This window comes from Streptomyces sp. DSM 40750 (assembly GCF_024612035.1).
Taxonomy (GTDB): Bacteria; Actinomycetota; Actinomycetes; order Streptomycetales; family Streptomycetaceae; genus Streptomyces.
Map to the genome: position 1 here is coordinate 1,904,371 of NZ_CP102513.1, position 25,264 is coordinate 1,929,634.

14 protein-coding genes and 1 pseudogene are annotated in these 25,264 nt (G+C 71.9%); 10 read left to right on the top strand and 5 right to left on the bottom strand.

Going from position 1 to position 25,264, the window contains the following annotated elements:
- Positions 1-251 precede the first annotated feature (251 nt).
- Positions 252-2,723: a penicillin acylase family protein gene (locus tag JIX55_RS08525; RefSeq protein WP_257562682.1), complete on the top strand. Its 2,472-nt coding sequence runs from the start codon at positions 252-254 to the stop codon at positions 2,721-2,723.
- A 96-nt stretch (positions 2,724-2,819) separates the two neighbouring features.
- Here JIX55_RS08525 and JIX55_RS08530 read toward each other — a convergent pair whose 3' ends face one another.
- The gene (locus tag JIX55_RS08530) at positions 2,820-4,001 is read right to left on the bottom strand and encodes an aminotransferase class V-fold PLP-dependent enzyme (RefSeq protein ID WP_257562684.1); all 1,182 of its coding nucleotides are present in this window, start codon (positions 3,999-4,001) and stop codon (positions 2,820-2,822) included.
- Positions 4,002-4,332: 331 nt separating this feature from the next.
- Here JIX55_RS08530 and JIX55_RS08535 point away from each other — a divergent pair, with 331 nt between their 5' ends.
- The 6 genes from JIX55_RS08535 (at position 4,333) to JIX55_RS08560 (ending at position 15,381) form a co-directional block, all read left to right on the top strand.
- On the top strand, positions 4,333-5,883 hold the full coding sequence (locus JIX55_RS08535; protein WP_257569261.1) for an acyl-CoA carboxylase subunit beta: 1,551 nt from the start codon (positions 4,333-4,335) through the stop codon (positions 5,881-5,883).
- A gap of 216 nt (positions 5,884-6,099) precedes the next feature.
- Positions 6,100-7,848, top strand: coding sequence for a fatty acyl-AMP ligase (locus JIX55_RS08540; protein WP_257562685.1), 1,749 nt, complete (start codon positions 6,100-6,102; stop codon positions 7,846-7,848).
- Positions 7,845-12,143 (top strand): type I polyketide synthase, encoded by a 4,299-nt coding sequence (locus JIX55_RS08545; protein WP_257562686.1) that lies wholly within the window; start codon positions 7,845-7,847, stop codon positions 12,141-12,143. Before JIX55_RS08540 ends, JIX55_RS08545 begins: the two co-directional genes overlap by 4 nt.
- A 22-nt stretch (positions 12,144-12,165) precedes the next feature.
- Positions 12,166-13,248, top strand: coding sequence for an alpha/beta hydrolase (locus JIX55_RS08550; protein WP_443046394.1), 1,083 nt, complete (start codon positions 12,166-12,168; stop codon positions 13,246-13,248).
- Positions 13,249-13,370: 122 nt separating this feature from the next.
- Positions 13,371-14,603: a PucR family transcriptional regulator gene (locus JIX55_RS08555; RefSeq protein WP_257562687.1), complete on the top strand. Its 1,233-nt coding sequence runs from the start codon at positions 13,371-13,373 to the stop codon at positions 14,601-14,603.
- Between the two features lie 136 nt (positions 14,604-14,739).
- Positions 14,740-15,381: a cutinase family protein gene (locus JIX55_RS08560; RefSeq protein WP_257562688.1), complete on the top strand. Its 642-nt coding sequence runs from the start codon at positions 14,740-14,742 to the stop codon at positions 15,379-15,381.
- An 85-nt stretch (positions 15,382-15,466) separates the two neighbouring features.
- Here the strand turns inward: JIX55_RS08560 and JIX55_RS08565 are convergent, their stop codons facing one another.
- Positions 15,467-16,360: an alpha/beta fold hydrolase gene (locus JIX55_RS08565; RefSeq protein ID WP_257562689.1), complete on the bottom strand. Its 894-nt coding sequence runs from the start codon at positions 16,358-16,360 to the stop codon at positions 15,467-15,469.
- Between the two features lie 84 nt (positions 16,361-16,444).
- On the opposite strand from JIX55_RS08565, the gene JIX55_RS08570 reads away from it, so the two are divergent.
- Together JIX55_RS08570 and JIX55_RS08575 are read left to right on the top strand one after the other, a co-directional pair.
- On the top strand, positions 16,445-17,032 hold the full coding sequence (locus JIX55_RS08570) for a CGNR zinc finger domain-containing protein (protein WP_257562690.1): 588 nt from the start codon (positions 16,445-16,447) through the stop codon (positions 17,030-17,032).
- Between the two features lie 125 nt (positions 17,033-17,157).
- Positions 17,158-18,399 (top strand): annotated as a pseudogene (locus tag JIX55_RS08575) (IS200/IS605 family accessory protein TnpB-related protein); the annotation flags it as partial.
- A 30-nt stretch (positions 18,400-18,429) separates the two neighbouring features.
- Here JIX55_RS08575 and JIX55_RS08580 read toward each other — a convergent pair.
- From JIX55_RS08580 to JIX55_RS08590, 3 genes are all read right to left on the bottom strand, one after another.
- Entirely contained in the window at positions 18,430-20,151 is a 1,722-nt protein-coding gene (locus JIX55_RS08580) for a hypothetical protein (protein ID WP_257562691.1), read from the bottom strand.
- A 110-nt stretch (positions 20,152-20,261) separates the two neighbouring features.
- Complete coding sequence (locus JIX55_RS08585; protein ID WP_257562692.1) at positions 20,262-20,861, bottom strand: hypothetical protein; 600 nt, start codon at positions 20,859-20,861, stop codon at positions 20,262-20,264.
- Between the two features lie 66 nt (positions 20,862-20,927).
- Positions 20,928-21,917, bottom strand: a complete 990-nt coding sequence (locus tag JIX55_RS08590) for a pectate lyase family protein (RefSeq protein WP_257562694.1) — start codon at positions 21,915-21,917, stop codon at positions 20,928-20,930.
- A gap of 195 nt (positions 21,918-22,112) precedes the next feature.
- Between JIX55_RS08590 and JIX55_RS08595 the strand changes: the two genes are divergently transcribed.
- The gene (locus JIX55_RS08595; protein WP_257569263.1) at positions 22,113-25,256 is read left to right on the top strand and encodes a glycoside hydrolase; all 3,144 of its coding nucleotides are present in this window, start codon (positions 22,113-22,115) and stop codon (positions 25,254-25,256) included.
- Positions 25,257-25,264 lie beyond the last annotated feature (8 nt).

Consider the following 25,264-nt stretch of genomic DNA (forward strand, 5'->3'; position numbering starts at 1 on the left):
GTAGCCGGGTGCCGTCGGCCCGGAAATGGCGCAGGACACGGAATGGACGTGTCCTGGGCCACACCTGTCTGCCGTACTGACTCACCGGGACGTCGGTACGACGGATTCGGGCCCGCGAGGGTTTCCGGTGACCCGCAGCGCGAGGAAGGGCTCCCCTGATCCAAAAGATGTACCTCCCCAGGCTGATATGGCGCCGGGAAATCCCTCGGGGGCGCGATGTGCCCCGCCGGTTGTTCCGGAAAAGTGATGCCATGGGTGAAACCAGAAAGCTGACGAAGCGTCACGGGAGATTTTTTACGGGCCGGTTGGCGGCTGTCGCGGGCGTCCTCTGCCTCGCCTCGGCCACCGCCGCCCTGCTGCCCGCGCCCTCCTCCGCGGCGACGGGAACGAGTGGCGAGGCGGCGGGCGGGGCGCTGGACGAGGGCGGCTACACGGCCCGGATCAGCCGGACCGAGTACGGCATCCCGCACATCCTGGCCCGGGACTTCGACGGGCTCGGATACGGCTACGGCTACGCGTTCGCGCAGGACAACGTCTGCGAACTCGCCGACCAGGTCGTGACGTTACGAGGGGAGCGGTCCCGGTTCTTCGGGCCCGACGGGGAGGCCGGCGCAGGCTCCAACCTGGCGAGCGACACGTATTACAAGGGGCAGTCGCGCGCGGGCACGGTCCAGCGGCTGCTCGACCGGAAGGCGCCGGTGGGGCCGACGGCGGAACTGCGTCGGATGGTCGAGGGCTATGCCGCCGGCCACAACCGCTATCTGCGGGACACGGGCGCCGACGGGCTGCCGGACACACGCTGCAAGGGCAAGCCGTGGGTGCGTCCGATCACCGCACTCGACGTGTGGAACGTCGTGTACGACGTCAACGGGGCGACCGGGGCGGTACCGCTCGCACCCGACATCGGCGACGCGAAGCCTCCGGCGGCGGGCAGCAAGGGCACGGGAGTCTCCGACAGCTCCGCCGGAACGCGCACAGCTGCCTCCGAGGCCTCCGGCACCCAGTCCGATGCCCCCTTCGCCTCAGGCCTGCCGGGCCTCGGTGCCGACTTCGGCAGCAACGGGTGGGCGCTCGGCCGGGAAGCGACCCGTACCGGCAACGCGATGGTCCTCGCGAACCCGCATCTGCCCTGGACCACCGGCGGATTCCGCTTCTACCAGGTCCAGTTGACGATCCCCGGCACCCTGGACGTGTCCGGCGCCGGCATCTACGGCACCCCCCTGGTCCTGATCGGCCACAACCGGCACCTCGCCTGGACGCACACCGCGAGCGACGCGCAGCACTCCTCCGTCTACGCGCTGAAGCTGGTGCCCGGCGACCCGACCAGCTATGTGGTCGACGGCAGGACGGAGCGGATGAAGCGCCGCACGGTCCCGGTGACCGTCCGCGACGACGACGGCGGGGTCAAGACCGTCGAACGGACCCTGTACACCTCGCGCTTCGGCGCCGTGCTCGCCTCCGGCTGGACCACGGAGACCGCGTACACCGTCCGCGACGCCAACGCCGACAACCTGCGCTCCATGAACACCTGGCTGGCCATGGGCAAGGCCCGGAACCTCGGCGAGCTGCGGGCCGCCCAGGAGACCTACCAGGGCATCCCCTGGACGTACACCCTCGCGGCCGACACCGGTGGCGGCACGTACTTCACGGACTCCTCGGTCGTCGCGCACCTCACCGACGAACAGCTGAAGCGCTGTGCCGTCGGCGAGGACGGGGAGGGTCCCGCCGCCCTGGACGGTTCGACGTCGGCCTGTGCCTGGGGCAGCGACCCCGACGCGATCGTGCCGGGCGTCCACGGCCCGTCCCACCAGCCGAGGCTGAGCCGTGCCGACTACGTCGCCAACTCCAACAACGGGCCCCGGTACACCAACCCCGAGGAGCCCCTCACCGGCTTCCCGGCGTCGTACGACAGCGACGATCGGCTCGGCCAGCGTGCCCAGCTCGGGCTGCGGATGATCGCGGACCGCGCGGACGGCACGGACGGACTCGGCGCCCCGGGCTTCACCCTGAGCAGCCTGCGCGCCTCGATGCTGGGCAACCGCGTCCTGTCGGCCGAGACGGGCCGCGACGACGTGGTGGCCATGTGCCGCGCCAACCCGCGACTGAAGACCACGGACGGCAAGGAGGTCGACGTCCGGCAGGCCTGCGCGACCCTCGCCGACTGGGACACCCGCGCCGACACCGGCAGCCGGGGTGCCGCGCTCTGGATCACCTTCTTCGACCGCCTCCTCGACGCCGGCCCGCCCGACACCTGGCGCCGCGTCACCTACGACCCGGCACAGCCGCTCACCACACCGCGTGGCATCAAGGGGAACGACATACGGGTCCAGCGTGCTCTGGCCGACGCCGTCCAGGACTTCGCCGCCCGTGATCTGCCGGTCGACGTCGAGCTCGGTGCCGTACAGAAGTGGGCCGGTGTCCCGCTGTCCGGCTGCACCGGCGACAAGGGCTGTTTCAACGTCCTCGACGCGGGCCCCGATTCGGGCACGGGCACCCCGCCCGTCGGCGCCTTCGGCACCAGCTTCCTGATGGCCGTCGAACTGACGCCCGACGGCCCCCGCACCCACACCCTTCTCACCTACGGCCAGTCGTCCGACCCGGCTTCCCCCCACTACACCGACCAGACCCGCCTCTACTCCCGCAAGCAGTGGGTCCAGGAGCGCTTCACCCCGGCTGAGATCGCGCGCGACCCGGCCCTGAAGGTGACGACGTTGCACCGCTGAGAGATCCGACCCGAGGGGCCGGTCCGGGCGGTGACGTCCGCGGGGAGCTTCGCCCGCGGTGTCGGCGCCCGGCCCGGCCCGTTCCCCGAGGTCGCCTCAGTGGACGGTGCGCGCGATGGCGGCCACGGCTTCGACGGCGCGGTCGAGTTCGGGTTCGGTGTTGTAGTAGTGCGGGGAGAGCCGGACGAGGGGGTGGACGCCTCGGTGTTCGGTGTCGAACTGGGTCTGTTCGGGGAGGGTGGTGGAGACGTTGATCCGCTGCCGGGCGAGGGCGGCGGCGACCTCGGATGCGGGCAGGCCGTCGACCTTGGCAGTGACGATGGCGCAGCGGTGCTCGCCGAGGTCGTGGGTGGTGACTCCGGGGAGGGCGTCGAGCCGGTCACGGAGGTACGCGCCCAGTGCGACGGCTCGTTCGCCGATGCGGTCCGGACCCAGGTCGAGGGCCTGGCGTACGGCCGCGTCCAGGCCGAGGACGTTGGCGTAGCTCACTTCCCAGGTCTCGAAGCGCCGGGCGCCGGCCTGCCAGGTGAAGCCGCGTCCGCCGTCCCAGGTGGCCGCCCGGACCTCGGTGACGTACGGGTCCAGGTACTCCAGCGCTTCGGAGCGCACCCAGAGGAAGCCCGTGCCGCGCGGGCCGCGCAGGAATTTGCGGCCGGTGGCGGTGAGCATGTCGCAGCCGATGGCGGCGACGTCGACGGGGAACTGGCCCACGGACTGGGTGGCGTCCAGGAGGAAGGGGACACGGGCGGCCCGCGTGATCCGGCCGATCTCGGCGGCCGGGTTGATCAGACCGCCGCTGGTGGGGATGTGGCTGATTCCGACCAGCCGGGTGCGCTCGTCGATCAGGCCGGCGAGGGCGGCGGTGTCGAGCTGTCCGGACGCGTCGTCGGGGACGACCACGATCTCCGCGCCGGTGCGCCGGGCGACCTGGAGGTAGGCGAGGACGTTGCTGCCGTACTCGGCCCGGCCGGTGAGGATGCGGTCGCCCGGTTTGAACGTCAGGGCGTAGAAGGCGGCGTTCCAGGCGTGGGTGGAGTTGTCGAACAGGGCGATCTCGTCGGGCCGTCCGCCCACCAGCCGGGCCAGGTTCGCGTAGGTGGCGTCGATCCGGTCCCGCTCCTGGTCCGCCGCCTCGTAGCCGCCGATGGCCGCCTCCAGTTCCAGGTGGGAGGTGATGGCGTCCAGGGTGCGCCGGGAGAGCAGAGCCGCGCCGGCGTTGTTGAGGTGCAGTCGGTTGGCGGTGCCGGGGGTGTCCCGGCGCAGTGCGTCGATGTCCATGCCCACACTCTTCCCACGTGCCAGTGCTTGGTGAACTGGGCGCGGCAGTTGACGCCAGGTCGTGCCGGTGCGGGCCTCCCGGGCGGCGACGGGGTGGTCGAATGAGGCGCGATCACAGGCATATGTCCGGAACGCCCCCGTCCCGCCCGAGCCCTTGTCACCCACGGACTAACACCGGCCCCGCGGGACTCATCTCCCGCAAACGGAACGGCGATTGACCCGGTCCACCCCTCCGGCGCTGCCATATTCGGAAGCCACTTCGGAGGTGGCTGTGACACTAGAGGTGACGACATCCCGGGCGAGGCAGGTGGCGGAGCGGGCGGCCGGCCGTGTGCCCGACCCGATCGCTGAACGGACTGTTGACCGGACCGCCGACCGCATCGCCGAACTGGAGAACCGCCGGTCGCGGGCGATCGCACCGGGTGGGCCGAGGAGACGTGGGGAGTACGGCGCCCGCGAGCGGATCGATCTGCTGCTGGACGCGGGCTCGTTCACCGAGACGGGCCTGTTCGTGCGTGCCCGCCCCACCGGGGACGGCGCCGGGCGCCCGTACGGCGATGGGGTGGTCACCGGGCACGGCACGATCGACGGCCGTCCCGTCTGTGTCTTCGCCCAGGACGCCATGGTCTTCGGCGGCAGCATGGGCGAGGCCTTCGGGGAGAAGACCATCGCACTGATGGACCTCGCGCTGAAGACGGGCTGTCCGGTCATCGGGCTCAACGACGGCGGCGGCGCCCGTATCCAGGAGGGCGTCACCTCGCTCGCCCTCTACGCCGAGCTGGTGCGCCGCAACGTGCAGGCGTCCGGTGTGATCCCGCAGATCTCGGTCGTCCTCGGGCCGTGCGCCGGCGGGGCCGCGTACTCGCCCGCCATCACCGACTTCACCGTGATGGTGGACGGTGCCTCGCACATGTTCGTCACCGGGCCCGACGTCATCGAGACGGTCACCGGCGAGCGCACCAGCGCCGAGGAGCTGGGCGGCGCCCGCACCAGCAACACCGTCAACGGCAACGCCCACTTCCTCGCCGCCGACGAGGTGGACGCCCTCGACACCGTGCGCGACCTGCTGTCGTACCTGCCCGCCAACAACCTGGAACGGCCCCCGCAGTACGCACCGGGGGCCGCGCCCGCCGGGCTGTGTCTCGACGCGGTGGTGCCGGACCGGCTCGGGCAGGCCTACGACATGCGGGACATCCTGCGCGCGGTCGTCGACGACGGCGAACTCCTGGAGGTGCAGGAGCTGTTCGCGCCGAACATCATCTGCGCGTTCGCACTCGTCGAGGGCGCCTGCGTCGGTGTCGTCGCCAACCAGCCGCTGCACGCCGCCGGGGTCCTCGACATCGACGCCTCGGAGAAGGCCGCACGCTTCGTACGGTTCTGCGACGCGTTCGGCATCCCGCTGCTGACCTTCGCCGACGTGCCGGGCTATCTCTCGGGCGTGCGCCAGGAGCAGGCCGGCATCATCCGGCGCGGCGCCAAACTCCTGTACGCGTACGCCGAGGCGACCGTCCCGAAGGTCACGGTGGTGGTGCGCAAGGCGTACGGCGGCGGGTACGCGGTGATGGGCTCCAAGCATCTGGGCGCCGACGTCAACCTCGCCTGGCCCACCGCCCGGATCGCCGTCATGGGCGCCGAGGGCGCGGTGGGCGTCCTGCACCGCCGTGAACTCGCCGCCGCGGCCGACCCCGAGGCACTGCGCGCCCGCCTCGTCACCGCGTACGAGAGCACGTACGGCACCCCGTACCTCGCCGCCGAGCGCGGCTACGTCGACGCCGTCATCGCCCCGCGCGACACCCGCGCCCACATCTGCCGTGCCCTGCGCGCCCTGCGCGGCAAGCGCGCCCCGATGCCGGAGCGCCGCCACGGCAACATCCCGCTCTGACCGGTCCCCGACCGCTGCGACCGGATCCACTTCCCTGCTGGCTACGGCCGTTGACGAAGGAGCCGTCCGGGTCCGGCCGGCCCGGGACCGGTCTTCGGGCCCACCTCCGCCCGCCGACCTCGCCAACCGCTCTGACCTCTCTTACCTTCCAACCGCTCTGACCTTCCAACCGCTCTGACCGCAAGCCGTCCCCGCGACGTGAGGAGCCCATGCCCGATGGACAGCCGCCGCCCCCCGCTCGCGCCCGTGTTCCGGAGTCTGCCGGAGTATGTGCGGCACTGGGCCGAGACCACCCCCGACCGCAGGGCGTTCACCTTCGTCGACCATCCCGCACCGCACTCACGCGGCGTCCACCGCACGCTGACCTGGCGCCGACTGGACCTCCGCATGCGGGCCGTGGCCGCCCGGCTCGCCGCGGAGACGGAGCCCGGGTCGCGGGTCGCGGTGCTGTGTCCGCAGGGGACGGATTACGTCACCGCCTTCCTCGGGGCACTCGCCTCCGGCCTGGTCGCCGTACCGCTGTATCCGCCCGGTCTGCCCGGACAGGGCGACCGGCTCTCGGCGGTCCTGGCCGACGCGCGCCCGGCGGTCGTCGTCACGACGGGTCACGCGCTCACCGGAGTAAGAGAGTTGTGCGAGGGCCGGGCGGTGAAGGTCATCGCCGGGGACCAGGTGCCCGACGCCGCCGCCGACGACTGGCGGCCGCCCGTGCCCGACGGCAGCGCGGTCGCGTATCTCCAGTACACCTCCGGCTCGACCCGCACCCCGGCGGGCGTGGAGATCACCCACGCCAACGTCGTCGCCAACGCCCGCCAGGCGCTGTCCGCCTACGGTGCCGACGCCCATCCGGTGACCTGTGTGGGCTGGCTGCCGCTCTACCACGACATGGGGCTCGTGCTGAGTGTCGCGGCACCGGTGGTGCGGGGGCTGCTGTCGGTGCTCATGGATCCGGTGGCGTTCCTGCACGAACCGGTGCGCTGGCTGCGGCTGCTGGCCGCGCACCCGCGCGTACTGAGCGCGGCGCCCAACTTCGCCTACGACTACTGCGCGTCGACGGTCACCGAGGCGCAGAAGGCCGGGTTGCGGCTGGACGGCGTCTTCGCGCTGATCAACGGCAGCGAGCCGGTCCGCCCCGGTACGGCCGACCGTTTCCACGCCGCGTTCGCCGCGCAGGGCCTCGTGCCGGACACGCACTGCCCGTCGTACGGGCTGGCCGAGGCGACCGTCTTCGTCAGCGCCGCCCGGCCCGGGGAGCCGTTGCGCCGATTCGCCCTCGACCGTGACGCCCTGGCCACCGGGAAGGCCCTGCCCGCGCGGCCCGACGACCCGCGGGCCGTGCTGCTGGCCGGCTGCGGTGCTCCGGCGGGCCAGCGGGTGCGGATCGCCGACCCGGTGTCACGGGTGGCACTGGCGGAGGGGGAGGTCGGCGAGATCTGGGTGCAGGGCCCCAACGTGGGGCGGGGTTACCGGAACCAGGACCGCCAGACCCGGCGCGTCTTCGGCGCCGGGTTCGCCGATGCCACGGCCGGTCCGGGCGCGTGGCTGCGGACCGGCGACCTGGGGACGGTCCTGGACGAGCAGTTGATCGTCACCGGGCGGCTGAAGGACCTCATCGTCGTCGACGGACGCAACCACTACCCGCAGGACGTCGAGGCCACCGCCCAGGACGCGCATCCGGCCGTACGACGGGACCGGCTCGCCGCGTTCGGCGTACCCGGCGGCTCCGGGGAGCGGGTGATCGTCGTCGCGGAGCACGTACGGGCCGTGCCGCTCGCCGACCTCGACGTGCCGGCCCTGGTACGGGCCGTACGCGCGGCCGTCTCGGCCCGGCACGGGCTGCGGCTCTCCGATGTCGTCCTCGTCCCGCCGGGCACTGTGCCCCGTACGTCCAGCGGGAAGGTGTCGCGGGCGCTGACCCGTGAGCGGTATCTGGCGGGTGCCTATGCGGTGGGGGTCGTGGGATGAGGATCGTGGGCGAGGGCGAGGGCCACCTGCATCGCCCGGTCACCGAAGGCGAGCCGGGAAAGACGTGCGGCGCTGTCGACGCGGGCGAAGAGCACGCGTTGCGGCGGCTGATCGCCGAGCAGGTGGCCGCCTGGAGCGGTATGGCTGTCGAGGACGTGCCGATGGACCGGCCGCTCGCGGATCTCGGGATGTCCTCGCGGGACGCGGTCGTGCTGGCGGGGGAGTTGTCGCGGGCGACGGGCCGTGAGCTGCCCGCGACGTTGCTGTGGGAGGCGTCCACGGGGGATGCGCTGGTGGCGCGCCTGTGCGGTGCGGTGGCGGACATCTCCCCAGTGGCGGCCCCGCCCCCCAGGGCGCCCGCGACGCCCGGTGAGCCGGTCGCGGTCGTCGGGATCGGCTGTCGTCTGCCGGGGGGGGTGCACGGCCCGGCGGAGTACTGGCGGTCGCTGCGTGAGGGCGTCGACGCGATCCGGCGGGTCCCGGAGGACCGGTGGCGGGACTTCACGCCGTACCCGCCCGCCGACGCGCTCCCGTACGGCGGCTACCTGGACGACATCGCCGGATTCGACGCGGACTTCTTCCGCATCACGCCGCGCGAGGCCTCGGTGATGGACCCGCAGCAGCGGATTCTCCTGGAGGTCGTCCAGGAGACCCTCGACCACGCCGCCGTCCCGGCCGCGTCCCTCGCCGGTACCGCCACCGGTGTCTTCGTCGGGGTCTCGGCGCCCGAGTACGGCCAGCTCACGGGCGCCGACCCGGCGGCCGTCGATCCCTGGGCGCCGGCGGGCGGGGCGCTGAGCGTGGCGGCGGGCCGACTGGCGTACGTCCTGGACACGCGGGGGCCGAGCATGGCCGTCGACACCGCGTGCTCGTCGTCGTTGGTCGCCGTGCACCACGCGTGCGTCAGCCTGCGCACGGGCGAGAGCGACCTGGCGATCGCCGCCGGGGTCAATCTGCTGCTCTCCCCCACGGTCACCGTCGCGTTCCGGCGGGCGGGCGCGCTCGCGCCGGACGGGCGGTGCAAGCCGTTCTCGGCGGCGGCCGACGGCATCGGCCGCGGCGAAGGTTGTGCGGCCGTGCTCCTTAAGCGGCTGTCCGACGCCGAGCGGGACGGCGACCGTGTCCTCGCCGTCATCCGCGCCACCGCCGTCAACTCCGACGGCCGCTCCAACGGTCTCCTGGCCCCCAACCCGGCCGCGCAGCGAGCCCTTCTGACAACCGCCTACGCACGAGCCGGCCTCTCCCCCGCACACCTCGACCACGTCGAGGCGCACGGCACCGGCACCCCACTCGGCGACCCCATCGAGGCGGGCGCGCTCGGCGCCGTGCTCGGCGCGGGCCGCGACCCCGACCAGCCGCTGCTCCTCGGCTCCGTCAAGGGCAACCTCGGCCATCTGGAGTCCGCCGCGGGTATCGCCGGCCTGGTCAAGACGGTGCTCGCACTCCACCACGACCTGATCCCGCCCTCGCTGCACTGCACCGAAGGCAGCGCCCTGGACGACGGCGTACGGCTGCGGGTCGTGACGGAGGCGGAGCCATGGCCCCGGTACGGCGGTACGGCCACCGCCGGGGTCTCCGGATTCGGGTTCGGCGGCACCAACGCCCACGCGGTACTGGAGGAATGGCGGCCCGGCGCCCTGCTGCCGCCCCCGGCGGAGGAACCCTCCGCCCGCCTCCACCTCCTCTCCGACGTCGACACCGCCCGCGTCCGCGACACCGCCGCCCGGCTGGCCGACTGGCTCGGCACGCCCGAGGGAAGGGCCACGCATCCGGCCGACGTGGTCCGCACACTGGCGGGGCGCGCGGGGCGCGGGCCGGTACGCGCGGCGGTCGTCGCCGGTGACCGTCCCGGACTCGTCGACGCGCTGGGCGCGTTGGCGGACGGGCGCCCGCATACGCGGGTCGTGATGGGCGACCGGGATCTCGTCGGGCGCGGCCCCGTGTGGGTCTTCTCCGGGTACGGCAGCCAGTGGGCCGGCATGGGGCGGCGGCTGTTGGCCGAGGAACCCGCCTTCGCCGCGGCCGTGGAGAAGCTGGACGCGCGGCTGGCGCCCGAGTGCGGTCTGTCCCTGTACGACCACCTGGCCTCCGGCGGTGACCTCGATCGCCTGGAAGTCGCTCAACCGGTCCTCTTCGGACTGCAGTTGGCGCTCGCCGAGCTGTGGCGCGCGCACGGCGTCGAGCCCGTCGCCGTCATCGGCCACTCCCTGGGCGAGGTGGCCGCCGCGGTGTGCGCGGGCGCGCTGGAGGTTTCGGACGCGGCCCGTGTGGTCGCCGTACGGGCCCGGCTGCTCAGCGGGCTGCGCGGCGGGGCGATGGCGGTGGTCGATCTCGACGACGGCGAACTCGACGCCCTGGAGCGGGACTTCCCCGGCGTGCACGTCGCCGTGCACTCCTCCCCCGGCCAGAAGGTGGTCACCGGGGAGGAGGCCGCGGTGGCCCGGCTGGTGCGTCGGCTGGAGGGGGAGGGACGGGCCGCGCGTGCGATGCGGGTGGCCGGGGCGGGTCACTCCCCTCAAGTGGAGCCGCTGCTCGCGGAGTTGGCCGACTCTCTGTCGGACGTCCGGGGCGGACGCCCCCGGATCCCCGTCTACTCCACCGTGCTGGACGACCCACGCGGAGACTGCGTGTTCAACGCCGCGCACTGGGTCGCGAACCTGCGGCGACCGGTACGCCTCGACCGGGCCGTCGCCGCGGCCGCCGCCGACGGCCACACCGCGTTCGTCGAACTCTCCCCCCACCCGGTCCTCGGCCGAGCCATCACGGACACCGCCCCCGGCGTGCTCGCCCTCGGCACCCTCCACCGCGACGCCGACACCTCCGCCGACTTCCTCACGCGACTCGGCACGCTCCACACCGCCGGGTTGCGCCTGCCCCGGCCACCGGGCCGTGTCGTCGACCTGCCCGCGCCGCGCTGGCGGCATGTGCGGCATTGGTGGACGGATGGGCGGGCGGGGGGCGCGGCGACGGGTTCGCCGACAGCGCGGGCGGAGGGGGGCCGCACGTCGGAAGGAGGCCACGTCACGGGAGGGGGCGAGGTCATGGAACGGGGCCAGGTCGTGGAAGGGAGCCCGGCCATGGAAGGGGGCCGCGACCCGGGCGGGGTCCACGTGACGACGGGAGGCCCCGTGGTGGCGGGAGGGCAGCTGCCCGAGGACGCCTCGGTCTCCGCCCGCCTCTGTCACCACATCGCCGCCGTCACCGGGCATCAACCGGCCCACATCACCCCGGCCACCGCCTTCGCCGAGCTGGGCCTCGACTCCCTGATGGCCGTCCGTATCCGCGCCGCTCTGGAACGCGAGTTCGGCATCGAACTGCCCCTACGCGATCTGCTGGGCGCCGCCACGGTCGAGGACACGGCGGCCCGCATCCAGCAGGCGGCGCCGGGGAAGGCGACGGCGGCCGAAGGCATCCGGCTCGCGCTGCCCGCAACGGCGCCCGACGAGAAATCCCCGCTCCAGCCCCTGCACATCTCCGGCCCGCATCCCGCACTCCGCCTCCTCCACCCCACCGGCTCCCACCCCCCGCTCTTCCTCGTCCACGCCGCCGGCGGTACGACCGACGTCTACCGGCCCCTCGTCGAACGCCTCGGCGGGCAGCGGCCGGTGTACGGGCTGGAGCGGCTCGAAGAGGCCCGTACGATCGCCGAGAAGGCGCGCCGTTACGCCGAGACGGTCGCCGCCGTGCACCCCGACGGGCCCTGTCTGCTGGGCGGTTGGTCGTTCGGTGGGTTCGTCGCGCAGGAGGTCGCGCGGCAGCTCACGGCGGCCGGGCGGGACGTGGAGCTGGTGGTGCTCATCGACTCCGTACGGCCGCTCCCCCGGACGGAAGGCACACCGGCCGACCGGATCCGCGCCCACTTCACCGGCTTCGCCCGGCATGTCGCCGACACGTACGGGGTCGAACTGGCGCTGCGGTACGACGAGTTGGCCGCGACGGAGGACGACGGCGAACGCGTCGACACCGTGCTGCGGGCCCTGCGCGAGACGGCCGACGTTCCCCGGGCCGCCCTCGATCACCAGCGGTCCTCCTATCTGGACCTGCGGATCGGCGAGGCCCACCGGCCGGGCCGCCACGACGGGCGAGTGGTCCTCTACCGGGCCACCGAGCCCGCCCCGCACACCGTGCGCGACCCCGCGTACGAGCGGGACGACGAGGCGCTCGGCTGGGACGAGGTGTGCCCGGACCTTTCTGTCGTCCGGGTCGCGGGACACCATCTGTCGCTGCTCGACCCGCCGCACGTCGACGAGATCGCCGCCCATCTGCGGTGGGAGCTCGCCAAGGACAACCGCTGAACCCGATCCGAGGAGAGCCGCCATGTCCGACCGCACCACCGGAATGTCCCGCCGCGCCGCTGGGGTGTCCCCTGACGCCACCGGAACGTCCCGCCGCGCCGTCACCAGGGCGGCGGCCGCCACCGGCCTGGCCGCCCTCTTCGGCGCCACGGCCACCGGCACCGCCGGCGCGACCATCCGCCGGGCCCCCACCGCCCGGACCACCACCAGCCAGACCACCTCGGCCGCAGCCACGGCCACAGGCACAGGCACAGGCACAGCCGCGGAAACCGTCACCCGCCTCGGTCCCCGCACCCTCGACGTCTCCCTCCCCTCCGCCGCCCTGGGCCGCAACGCCCCGGTACGGCTGGTCCTCCCCTCCTCCTTCGACACACAGCCCGGCCGGACGTACCCCGTGCTGTACCTCCTCCACGGCGCCCACGACGACTACACGTCCTGGACCCGGGAGACGGACATCGTGGCGTTCACGCAGGGCCGGGAACTGATCGTGGCGATGCCGGACGCGGGGCCGACCGGGATACCCACGGCCTGGCGGGACGGCCCGGACTACGAGACGTTCCAGCTCGTCGAGGTCCCGGCGCTGCTCGCCCGTGGCTACCGGGCGTCCGGCGTCCGCGTCGTCGCCGGGGTCTCCACCGGTGGCTACGGGGCGATGGCGCACGCGGCCCGCCATCCGGGGGCGTTCGCGGCGGCGGCCTCGTACAGCGGCATCCTCGACACCACGGCACCCGGTGTGCCGAGTCTGATGGACGCCATCGTGGCCCGCGAGAACCTGGCGCCCCTGTCCCTGTGGGGCAACCCGATCCTGAACCTGCTCACCTGGCGGGACTTCAACCCGCGTTCCCGCGCGGCGGGGCTGCGCGGCACCGCCCTGTACGTGTCCAGCGGCAGCGGGGTGGTGGGCGGGAGCGGCGACTGGCTGCCGGAGGCGCTGGAGAGCGCGCTGTGGCCGTCGGCGCACGCGTTCACGAACACGCTGGCGCTGCTGCGTGTCCCGGTGACGACCCACTTCTACGCGGGAGGAGGGCACAGCTGGGCCTACTGGAAGCGGGAGTTCGGCGCGTCGTGGCCGATGCTCGCCGGTGCGCTGGGGGTGCCGGCGTGAGGCCGGTGCCGTCGGGGCACGGAACGGAGCGCAGGGGACGTCCGTCCAACCCAGGACTCGCCCCTCGCCCCACGGGCACCAGCCCGCGGGTGAGCCGCTTCCGGGTGAAAGGAGGGTCCGCCGTGGCTGCCCCCACCCCGCCGCACGGCGTACCGGACGGCCCCGGCGCCGCCCCCGTGCCCCCCGAATTGGCCAAGCTGCTGCGCGATCAGCTGGAGGCCGTCGCCGACGAGGTGGAGGAGGAGGTGCGCAGACAGGTCCCGGAGTACGCCCGCCCGGCCGACGGGGCCTATCGCGCGCACCTCAGATCAGGGGTCGTCCAGGCGCTGACCCTCTTCGTCGACCACATCGCCGATCCGCGCGGCCAGGGCGCCGCGATCACCGCCACGTACTACGAACTCGGGCGCGGCGAGGCACTGGAGGGCCGCGCTCTGGACGCGTTGCAGTCGGCGTTACGGGTCGGGGGTCTGCACGCCTGGCGGCTGATGGGCCGTACGGCGGAGGAACTGGGCCTGGACTCCTCGGTGGTGGCCACGCTGGGCGAGCTCGCGTTCCAGACGGTGCACGAGGTCGCCGAGGCGGCCGCCGCCGGATACGCGGAGGCGCGGCTGCGCAGCACGGACGAGCTGGAGCGGCGGCGCGGACGGCTGCTCGATCTGCTGCTGGGCGAGGGGCCGGTGGCCCCGGAGGCGGTGCAGGACCTGGCGCACGGCGCCCGGTGGTCGGTACCGAGGCAGGTCGCGGTGGTCGCGCTGGCGACGACCCCGGACCGGCGGGAGGCGGACCGGCCGTTGGCGGCGGCCGGGGCGCTGGTGGACATGGAGTCACGGCCGCCACGGATGCTGGTGCCCGACCCGGACGGTTCCGGCCGTTTCGGCGGCCGGGCGTTCACCCTCGCGCTGCGCGGCCGGCCCGCCGCGGTCGGGCCGACGGTCCCGCTCACCGAGGCCGCCCGTTCGCTGCACTGGGCCACCCGCGCGCTCGGTCTCATGGGGCGCGGCATCCTGCCCCGACAGGGCGTGGTGCGCTGCGCCGACCATCTGTCGACCCTGCTGCTGTACAGCGACGAACCGATGCTCGCCCAGCTCCAGCTACGGGTGCTGGCCCCACTGGACACGGTCGCGGAGGGACCGCGCGGCCGGCTCGCCGAGACGCTGCTGGCGTGGCTGCTCAGCGGCAGCAACGTGCCCGACGTCGCCGCCCGCCTCCACATCCACCCGCAGACGGTCCGCTACCGCCTGCGCCAGCTGGAGAAGCTCTTCGGCGACGCCCTGCACGAACCCGGCACCCGCCTGGACCTGATCCTCGCCCTGCGCGCGGAGGCACTGCGGAACGACGACACGTTCACCGCATAAGGAACCCGACTCACCTCCGCACAAAAAGAAAAGTAATTCCTGAATTCTCGTCCATAACACTCGGTCCGACAACGCGAATACCTTCGGGACGTCCTTTCCACAGGCGCTCCACGCGCCCCACCCTCAAAGGATCCCCATGCGTATCCGCTTGTGCCTCGCCGCGCTCTCACTGGCCGGCGGGGCCGGACTGGCCACCGTCTCGGCACCCACGGCCACCGCCGCGGCCTGCACGGACATCGACGTCGTCGCGGCTCGCGGCACCTTCGAGCCGGGCACGCTCGGCTTCATCGTCGGCGACCCCGTGTATTCGGCGCTGCAGAAGAAAATCACGGGAAAATCCCTTTCCAGCTACAAGGTGAACTATCCCGCGGACCTTTCTCTCACCTCGGCCGCGCAGGGCAACAGGGACCTGGTGAACCACGTCACGAGCCAGGCCGCTTCCTGCCCGAACCAGCGTTTCATCCTTGTCGGCTATTCGCAGGGCGCGAACGTCGTCGACAACTCGATCGGCATCAGCAGCGCCGGCGCGGTGGTCGGCAGCCCCATCGTGGCCACCATTCCCGCCGCGCTCGAACCCAAGGTCGCCGCGGTGCTGCTGTTCGGCAACCCGATCCGGGCCATCGGCAAGAGCGTCACCGGCACCTACCAGAGCCGCACCATCGACTTCTGCGCGGCCGGTGACCCGGTCTGCGAGAGCGGTGGGGGCGACACGGGCGCGCATCTGAGCTACCGGGCGAACGCGGACGCGGCGGCGGCCTTCGCCGCGGGCAAGGTCTGAGCCCCCGCGAAGCCCCGCACAGAAATGCGAAGGGCCCGGGAGGAGAAATCCTCCCGGGCCCTTCTTCCATGGGGAAAGTGGCCAGTCAGGCCCAGGTGCGGGTGAGGAAGTCGGCAATCAGCGGGGCGATTTCGGGCAAGTGGTCCTCCAGGGCGAAGTGACCGGTGTCGAACAGGTGAAGTTCGGCGTCCGGCAGGTCGGAAAGGTAGGCAAGCGCGCCGGGTTCGGGGAAGAACGGGTCGCGGCTGCCCCAGGTGATCAGAGTCGGCGGCCTGTGCTTGCGCAGCCACGCCTGCCAGTCGGGGTAGGCGGCGATGTTGCTCTTGTAGTCGTAGGCAAGCGCGCGCTGCGCGTGCTTGCGGCCGGGCTGGTCGAGAAAGTGCTGGTCGAGCAGCCAGCCCTCGGGGGCGATCAGTTCGGGGTCGGCGGTGCCGCCTTCGTACTGGGCGCGGGTGGCGTCCAGGGTGAACAGGTCGAGGACGGCCCGGTCGGCGCCGGGGGTGTCGGGGGTGAGGGCGGTGAACTCGCGGGCCGCCTCCGACAGCCCCTCGGCGTATGCGTTGCCGTTCTGCACGATCAGGCCCGCGACACGATCCGGGCGGCGGAGTGCCAGGCGGAAGCCGACGGGGGCGCCGAAGTCGAAGAGGTACATCGCGAAGCGGGTCAGGGCCAGGCGTTCGGTGAAGCGCTCGACGACATCTGCGAGCCGCTCGAAGGAGTAGGTGAACCCGTCCGGGGTGCGGGTGTGTCCGAAGCCCGGGTAGTCGGGGGCGATGAGCCGGTAGTGGCGGCCGAGGGTGTCGATGAGGCGACGGAACTGGTGCGAGGCGGAGGGAAAGCCGTGCAGGAGCAGCACCACCGGGGCGTCGGGACGCTCGGGTAGGGACTCCCGGTAGAAGACCTCCACCTGATCGACCTCTACGAACCGGTGGACGGTCCGGGCCGGAACAGCGATGCGGGGCGGTGTCGCGGACGTCATATCACATGCCTCCTTAGCGTAAAGATGCATTAGTCCTAACCTCGCTGCGACTAACTCGTCAAGTGCGCGATGTAGCATTAGGGCATGGCTGACAGTGCACCGCTGACCGGCGAGGTCCTGGCCTTGGACTTGGTCAACACCCGCCCAGTGGGGGCCCACGGGCGCGTGGATCTGCTCGCCACCCCGCGGCAGTTGTCCGACTGGCTGACCCTGGAGGGGGACCGCCTCCAGGGAGAGGTCCGGGACACCGCACCGACCCGGGCCGACCTCGCCCCCGTCCACGCCGTCCGAGCTCATACCGAAGCCGCCGTCCGGGCATTGTTGGACCAGACCGAACCCCCCGGGTCTGCCCTGGGCGGACTCACCGAGGCCCAGCGTGCGGCACCATCTGTCCGGGAACTCGGCTGGGACGGCACCGCGGTCACCGCCGTCTCCCGCCGCACCGGCCCCCTCGGCACCCGCCTCGCCGCACTGCTGGCCGAGGCCGCTGCCGAGATGCTCAGCGCCCCCGCGATCGGCAGGCTCAAGGAGTGCGAGGCCGACGACTGCGTCATGGTGTTCCTGTCGTCACACCCCCGCCGTCGCTGGTGCTCCCCCACCCGCTGCGGCAACCGGACCCGCGTCGCCCGCTATTACCGGCGCCACAACCCGGCCGACGCGTCCCGTACCTGACGGAGACAGCGCCCACTCCCGCGGACCGGCTCGCTCAAGGCCGAGACCTCACAGGCCAAGCTCAGAGGCCAACTCGGACGCTCAGTTTCACCTCCAGCAAGATCACGATCTGCAGCTGGAGTAGCGGGCAGAAGGGGACCAAGGGAGCGCCGGGGGGTTATCGCTCGCGGCGTGAGTCGCATGCGAAGTCCAGGCGACTGCGGGTGCTTCAGGACCGGCTGGCTGCCGCGCGGGCCGGCCGCGCGGCCGGCATCGTGCACGTCGTACGCGGTGGCAAACAGCTGGCCCGCACCCGCCACCACCTGGACGAGGCCGGGCTCACGCAGGCCGAGTGGCGCCAGGGCTGGGAAGCCCGGCGCTGGTTCTGCCAGGCGAACGGTGAGTCCGGCAAGCGGCACGGCAACGAGACCATCCGCGTCAGCCCCGACGGCGAGGTCAGCATCAAACTCCCCGCACCGCTCACACATCTGGCCAACGCCCCGCACGGCCGCTACGTCCTCGCGTGCCGGGTCACGTTCACGCACCGGGGCACCGACTGGGCGGACCGCGTCGCGGCCAACCGGGCGATCGCCTACCGCATCCACTACGACACCGCCCGGAACCGCTGGTATCTGACTGCGTCCTGGCAGATCACATCCACCCCGTCCATCCCGATCGAGGCGGCGCTCGCCCACGGCGTGATCGGCGCCGACATGAACGCCGACCACCTGGCCGCCTCGCGCCTCGACCTCCACGGCAACCCCACCGGCAGCCCACGCCGCTTCTCCTACGACCTGACCGGCACCGCCCAGCACCGCGATGCCCAGGTCCGCCAGGCCCTCACCCGCCTCCTGCACTGGGCACACACCTGCGGCGTCAAGGCGATCGCCGTGGAGGACCTGGACTTCGGCGCGGAGAAGACCCGGGAGAAACACGGCCGCCGCAAACGCTTCCGGCAACTGATCTCCGGCATGCCCACCGGGAAGCTCCGCACCCGCTTGTCTTCGATGGCCGACCAGACGGGCATCGCGGTCATCGCCGTCGACCCGGCCTACACCAGCCGCTGGGGCGCCCAGCACTGGCAGAAACCCCTCACCAGCACAATCCGTAAGACGACTCGCCACGATGTTGCTGCCGTGGCGATCGGAAGGCGCGCCCAGGGACACCCGATCCGGCGACGGACGACACCGCCCCCTGCTCACCGGAGTGATGAGCAGGGGCATCGGACCGTCCAGGCCGGTCGGCGTGTTCCTGGGCGTGAGGGAACCCGCCCCCGCATTCCCGGACCACGGACACGATCCGTGCCGCCCGGACGCGGAGTGAACACGGGCAACCAGAACGCCCAACACCGTCCAGGGCGTTCGGCTGAGCCACTTGACGATCTATAGGAGCTTCTCCCGCTCAGTCTCTAGGAACGGTTACTCGGGAGCCCGCGCGAACTCCGTCAGGCTCGTGGAGACGGGCTCGGGACGGCCGTTGTTCTGCGTGGGCGCGGCGGTCAGCACATCCAGATGCTGGTAGCCGTCGGCGACCACGGGGTCCAGGTCGGCCGGGACGCGGCCCGCCAGCAGTCCGTCGCCCGCGAGCACGGTGAGCGTCGGGTTGGCGGTGAGCCCGTCGGGGTGGACGACGAGGCGCTTCACCTGGGGCGCGGTGGCCAGTTGGAGATCGGTGACCAGCTTGGTCGGGAAGTACTGCTCAGTGAAGTCCAGCGGCTGCTCGGCCATGCTGCGGGCCAGCTCCTGGATGTCGGTGACCTCCTTGCCCGCGTCGGTGAACGGTGTCCCGTCGGCCGACCGGTACCCGGGGTCGTCGGGATCGCCGACACGGTCGTAGTTCCGCCAGGTGTAGAGCGGCCCGCCCGGCCGGTCGGGGATGGCCTTGTACTCGTTGCCGAACAGCGCCGGTTGCTCGTCGCTCCCGTTGGCGACGGGGAAGTTCTTGTCGGCGATCGGCCCGCCGTCGAAGAAGCCCACGCTGCTCTGCAGGAACGCCAGCGGTACGGAGTGGTCGTCCATCAGCGCGCCGAGGATCGCCTCGTTGGTGAGCCGGAAGTCCCTCACCGCGGGTGAGCCGGTGAGGAAGGTGGCGGTGTCCTCGGAGAACAGGAAGCGGTTGGTGACCTCGATGTTGGTGTTACGGGGCAGATAGTCCGGCAGGTCGGCCTCGCCGCCGGGGTCTTGCAGGACGCCCAGGCCGGCGATGGCCAGCAGCGTCATCATCTCGGGGTTGAGGAGCACCGGCGCGGACAGCGTGCGCGGGAGCACGCCGCTGTCGAGCCCGGCCTGGACGGCGCCGTGACCGAGGCCGATGTCGGGCAGGTTGGTGTCGTCCGGGATGCTGCCGCTGAGATCGGCGAGCGAGGTGGAGACGGTGGTGTCGAGGGCGAAGTAGCCGGCGCACTGGTTGTGTCCGGCGTCCGCCGTGGTGGCCCGGTCACCGTCGAAGTCGGCGGTCGCGAAGTAGCCGGTGATCACACCGCCCAGCGAGTGCCCGCCGCACAGCACCTTCCGCTTGCGCAGCTGCTGGTCGGGCAACTCGGCGGTGAGCAGGTCGTACTGGTCGCGGACGGTCCGCTCGATGCCGAGCTTCGCCATCCAGCCCAGCTCGCCGTTGCCGACGAACCCGTCGAAGGTACGGCCCTCGACCTGCTTGTCCCGGTAGTAGTAGTCGACGGCCGTGTGCTGGTCGCCGGAGGCCACTCCGGTGCGGTCCTCCAGACAGTTGGAGCGCCGGTCCAGGGCCCAGAACTCGATGTGCTGCCCCTGTTCGGCGGCGCGTGCCACGGTGTTGCGGGCGACGCTGTCGAAGGCTCCGGCGCCTTCGAGGATCCCCGGCTGGGCGACGAGGATCCGGTCGGCGTCGGCCGAGTCCGCCGGCCCGTCGGCGGCCCGGTAGCGCAGGTACGACAGCCAGTCGCACGCCGCCGGCCGCGCCCCGAAGGACGCCGGCAGCGGCGCCCTCACCCGCACCATCGTCTCGGTCACACCGCCGACCGGGCTCGTCGACGCCACGGCCGTCTCGGTCCGCGCGTCCTCGCCCCGGGCGTCCGGGGCGGCCCCGGTGAGCGCCCCGACGGTCAGCAGCACCGCCGGCGCGGCACTGCGCCAGGTTCTTCTTCCGCTGCGACTCGTGTCCATGCTGGGACGGTAGGACCGGCACGACGGCCCCACCGCCCCATGCTCACAACAACGCAGCTCCTGTCGGCACCTTTGTCATGAGCCACCAACTCCCCCCAGGCCGACCCGCGTTAAAGCCCGTCACTCACCATCGCGGCGACGATCCGGACGTGCCGGTCGGCCGCGGTACCCGAGAACTCGTTGTCATAGTTCAGCCCGTACGGCCAGAAGTGGCCGCCGCCGGTGGAGATCTTCGCGCTCGATCCGTCGTACTGCCGGACGAGCGCCGTGGCCTGCGCACCGGTCCATGTGCCCGAGCCGCCCAGCCTCGACCAGCCCGAGCTGGTGCCCACCCCGATGGTGTGCGCGATCTCGTGCAGCGCGGTCCGCTCGGTCATATAGCTGCGGTTGCCGAAGCGGATGGTCCCGTTGATGTTCCCGTCGGCGGTGGGGACGCCGGGCTCGTAGCGCACGGTGATGGTCTTCCCCAGGTCGCTGAGGTTGTTGTAGCGGGCGACCGCCGCGTTCATGGCCGCCGTGATGAGGGTGTACGCCGTCTGCTGGTCCTGCGTCGGGTTGCTCGCCCGTACGAGGGTCCAGGTGATGGTGGCCGCCGCGGCCCGCTCCGCGGGCACCGGTGCGGCCTGCGGGGCCGCCTGCGCGACACCGGGTCCTGCCAGTAGAACGGCCGCCAACGCGGCGACGACCGCCTTCTTGCGCAGTGAACTCATGTGGGGGGTCTCCTGTGTGTGCGTGGGGGGAGATGTTCAGGCACCGAGTGTGCGTGGGGGGGATGTTCAGGCACCGATCTTTCCGATGCCTGCCCCGGCCCGTACGAGGGCCGGGACGTCGGTGGCGGGGTCCAGCGTGTACGCGTAGTACGTGCGGGGCTCGGTGACCGTACCGTTGGTCTCGCAGGTGCCGGACCCGGTGAAGTGGTTGTTCCGCTGGATCAGCCGGCCCGGCCCTGAGGCGTCGTAACCGCTCGCGGAATAGCAGGGGTTGGGGACTCCCTCGAAGTGGTTGCCCTCGACCACGACGCCGGCGTTCATGGTCGAGGCGACGCCGTAGAGGGCGTTCCCCTTGTAGTAGTTGTTGTAGACGTGCACCGGCTCGCCGAACCGGACCCGGGGCTGCCGCTGCCGTGAGCCGTCGAAGAAGTTGTGGTGGATCGAGACCTTCAACTTCCCGGCGTCCTGGCTGCCGTTGCCGTCGGAGTGGCCGAGCAGCATGCTCTTGTCGGTCTTGTTGAACCAGTTCCAGGACACGGTGACGTACTCGGCACCCCGGACGACGTCGACCGCCCCGTCGAGCGGTGCCACGAACTCGTTGTGGTCGATCCAGATGTGGTGGGACTCCTGGCCGACGTTGACGGCGTCGTCCTCGGCGCCTGTGAACTTGATGTTCCGCACGATGACGTTGTACGAGCGGTAGAAGTCCAGGCCGCCGCCGTTGATGACGGCCGAGGAACCGACCCCGATGATGGTCTTGTTCGGGCGGACGCCCTGCTTGCTGGTGATGTCGATGGTGCCCTGGACGCGGATGACCAGCGGGCCCACGGTGTCGATGTACTCCAGGAACTGCTCGGTGGTGGTGGCGGTCACGGTCGCGCCGCCGACCCCGCCGGTGGTGCCGTTCTGCCCGAGCGCGTTGACGGCGGCGAAGCCGGTGGGGGATGTCTCCGCCGACGGCGCCGCCTCTGCCGCCGTCTCCGCCTCGACGGGCGCGGTCGCGGCGAGCAGCAGGGCGAGCGTGAGAGCGGGAACCGTGCGTAACGACGACCTCATGTGGTTCCTCCCGGGATGAGTGGGCGGATCTTGTCGGGCCGTGCGAGAGCGGGAGCGCAGAGTCTAGAAAGCGCTTTCAATTTCCTGAATGCTAAGCACGTGTTTTGGGCATGTCAACGAAGTCGTGCCCGCCTCCATGTTGTGGAAGGGAGTGTCGTGTCCCCACGACATCGCATCGTCCGGGCCGTGGCGCCCATGGTTCCCCTGGTGCTCGGCGCGAGTCTGACCACCGCGCCGCCGGCGACGGCGGACGTGTCGGCCTCGGCGGCGCAGAGCGCGGTGACCGTACGGATCGACCCGTCGTACCGGCAGCAGGAGTTCGAAGGGTGGGGCACGAGCCTTGTCTGGTTCGCCAACGCCACGGGCAACTACCCGGAGCCCATCCGAAGACAGCTCGTCGACATGCTGTTCGGCGAGGACGGGCTCGGTCTCAACATCGCGCGCTACAACATCGGCGGCGGCAACGCCCCGGACGTCCGCAAGGACTACATGAAGGCCGGCGCGACGATGGAGGGCTTCTGGAAGGCCCCCGAGGGAACCACCCGGCAGGACATGGAGTGGTGGGACCCGAACAACCCGGACCACTGGAACTGGGACGCCGACGCGGGCCAGCGCTGGTGGGTGGACCAGGTCAAGGACAAGATCACCAAGTGGGAGGCGTTCAGCAACTCGCCACCCTGGTTCCAGACCGTCAGCGGCTATGTCTCCGGCGGCTTCGACGCGAACACGGACCAGATCCGCGCGGACCGCGTCGACGAGTTCGCCACCTATCTGGTGCGGGTCACCGAGGAGATGGAGAAGTCGCACGGCATCGACTTCGACACCATCGCCCCGCTCAACGAGCCCAACACCAACTACTGGGGCACGCAGATCGGCGCGAACGGCCAACCCACCGGCGGCCGCCAGGAGGGCGCACACGCCGGACCGGCGCTCCAGCAGAAGGTGCTCCTCGCGCTCGACAAGGCGCTCGAAGGGGCGGCGACCGACGCCGAGATCTCTGCGATGGACGAGACCAACCCCACGATCTTCACCCAGAACTGGAACGCGTACGACACCTCCGCGCGGGCGGCGGTCCCCCAGCTCAACGTGCACACCTACGGCACGGGCATGCGCACCAGCGCGCGTGACATCGCCAAGGGCGCGGACAAGAAGCTCTGGATGAGCGAGGTCGAGGGCACCTGGGGCACCGGCACCGACTTCACCGGCATGGAACCGGGCCTCGGGATCGCCACCCGCATGGTCGACGACATGCGTGAACTGGAGCCCTCCGCCTGGGTGTTCTGGCAGCCGATCGAGGACTCGATCCCCCAGGCGGCGGCGGGCAAGAACTGGGGCAGCATCCACGTCCCGTTCAACTGCACGGCCGAGGACACCCTGGAGACCTGCCCGATCCGCGCCAACTCCAAGTTCCACACCATCCGGAACTTCACCCACCACATCCGCCCCGGCGACCACTTCGTGAAGGTCGACGACCCGTCCAGCGTCGCCGCGGTCAAGAAGTCCGGCCGCGCCGCCACCGTCGTCCACGTGAACAGCGGCACGACCGCGCGCTCCGTCACCCTCGACCTCTCGCGCTTCGCCAAGGTCTCGCCTCGCGCCACCGTCACCCCCGTCGTGACGAGCGCCGACGGCGCCCTCGTCGAGGGCACCCCGGTCCGGGTGACCGACCGTTCGGCCACGCTCGACGTCCCCGCCAAGTCCGTCACCACGTTCCTGGTCGAGGGCGTCAGCGGTGTGGCGAAGGACGCCGCCCTCGTCCGGTCCGGACACGTCTACCGGCTCCAAGGCGCGCAGAGCGGCAAGTCGCTGACCCCGTCGGAGGACGGCACCGGCGTCGTCATCCGCACGACCGGCGCGAGCAGCGCCCAGCAGCTCTGGTCCCTGGAGAAGCTGACGCCCGGCACCGACAACCGCGAGCGCTACGCCCTCACCAACGCCGGGACCGGCAAGCGGCTCGCCGTGCGCGACAACCAGGCCGTCCTCGACGACCCGGCCGACGGCGAGGTCCCCGCAGCCGCCCAGTGGATCATGTCGACCACGGGCGACGGCAGTTGGACGTTCGTGAACGCCGCCACCGGCCGACTCGTCGACGTCACCGGGCAGTCGTCGGCGGACGGCGCCAAGGTCTCGACCTACACCCCGACCTCGGCGGCCAACCAGCGCTGGTCCGTGACCGACGAGACCGTGCTGCGCACCGAGCGGGCCGAGGCGTTCACCGTCCCCGGTCTGCGGCCGAAGCTGCCGGAGACGGTGACGCCGGTGTTCCGGGACGGCGCCCGGGGCGCCCTGCCCGTGGTGTGGGATCTGCCGTCGGACCGGAAGTGGAGCAGGCCCGGCACCGTACGCGTCACGGGCGAGGCGACCGACGCCCTCGGACGCGGGATCCCCGCGAAGGCCGTCGTCACCGTCGACACGATCGCCTCGACACAGCCCGGCCGCGCCAAGACCTACGCGGGCGGTGAGCCGGAACTGCCGGCGACGGTCGTCGGCATCGGCAGTCACGGCGGCCGGACCGACCTCCCGGTGACCTGGGACGCGGTACCCGAAGGGGCGTTCGACAAGACCGGCGTCGTCACCCTCTCCGGCACGGCGGAGGTCGTCGACGGCAGCACGGCCGATGCGACGGTACGGGTCCAGGTCACCGAGCCGACGGCCGCCAACATCGCGCCCGACGCGAACGTCTCCGTCGCCGCCACCTTCACCGAGAGCGGCTACTCCGCCGAGCGCCTGCGCAACGGCAACACCGCCGAGAAGGCCTGGTCCAACTGGAAGTCGGGCACCAAGAACCCGTCCGACACCCTCACCTTCACCCTGCCGAAGGCCCGCGACCTCACCCGGATCGTCGCCCACTTCCACCGGGACGGCACCGGCATCTCCTTCCCCGAGAGCCTGAAGGTGCAGGTCCAGGTGGGCAAGGACGGTCCGTGGACCGACGCGGGCGACTCCGTCCCGGTCGGCACCGAGGGCACACCGGTGATCGACGTCCCGCTCGCCACCGGCCCGGCGACCGGCGTACGCGTGGTCATGACCGCACGGCCGGGCGGCTACGTCACCATGAGCGAGATCGAGGTGTACGCCAAGACCCCTGGCGCCTCCTCGGACGCCGCCGCCACCTCCATCGAGGTCGCCGGAAAGCCGATCGCGTCCTTCGACCCCGACACCACCACCTACCGGGTCGTCACGGACCACCCGAGCCGGGCGGCGGTCACGGCGACGGCCCGCGACCCGTACGCGACCGTCACCGTGGACCGGAGCGAGGGGACCTCGGCCCTCGTCACAGTGACCAGTGAGGACGGTGCACAGACCCGGAAGTACCGGATCACTCTCGTACGGCGCTGACGTGACCG

Excerpts from the sequence above, each read along its gene's own strand:
- JIX55_RS08525 (WP_257562682.1), top strand. The coding sequence starts at position 252 with ATGGGTGAAACCAGAAAGCTGACGAAGCGTCACGGGAGATTTTTTACG.
- JIX55_RS08530 (WP_257562684.1), bottom strand. The coding sequence starts at position 4,001 with ATGGACATCGACGCACTGCGCCGGGACACCCCCGGCACCGCCAACCGA.
- JIX55_RS08540 (WP_257562685.1), top strand. The coding sequence starts at position 6,100 with ATGGACAGCCGCCGCCCCCCGCTCGCGCCCGTGTTCCGGAGTCTGCCG.
- JIX55_RS08545 (WP_257562686.1), top strand. The coding sequence starts at position 7,845 with ATGAGGATCGTGGGCGAGGGCGAGGGCCACCTGCATCGCCCGGTCACC.
- JIX55_RS08550 (WP_443046394.1), top strand. The coding sequence starts at position 12,166 with ATGTCCGACCGCACCACCGGAATGTCCCGCCGCGCCGCTGGGGTGTCC.
- JIX55_RS08560 (WP_257562688.1), top strand. The coding sequence starts at position 14,740 with ATGCGTATCCGCTTGTGCCTCGCCGCGCTCTCACTGGCCGGCGGGGCC.
- JIX55_RS08565 (WP_257562689.1), bottom strand. The coding sequence starts at position 16,360 with ATGACGTCCGCGACACCGCCCCGCATCGCTGTTCCGGCCCGGACCGTC.
- JIX55_RS08570 (WP_257562690.1), top strand. The coding sequence starts at position 16,445 with ATGGCTGACAGTGCACCGCTGACCGGCGAGGTCCTGGCCTTGGACTTG.
- JIX55_RS08580 (WP_257562691.1), bottom strand. The coding sequence starts at position 20,151 with ATGGACACGAGTCGCAGCGGAAGAAGAACCTGGCGCAGTGCCGCGCCG.
- JIX55_RS08585 (WP_257562692.1), bottom strand. The coding sequence starts at position 20,861 with ATGAGTTCACTGCGCAAGAAGGCGGTCGTCGCCGCGTTGGCGGCCGTT.
- JIX55_RS08590 (WP_257562694.1), bottom strand. The coding sequence starts at position 21,917 with ATGAGGTCGTCGTTACGCACGGTTCCCGCTCTCACGCTCGCCCTGCTG.
- JIX55_RS08595 (WP_257569263.1), top strand. The coding sequence starts at position 22,113 with ATGGTTCCCCTGGTGCTCGGCGCGAGTCTGACCACCGCGCCGCCGGCG.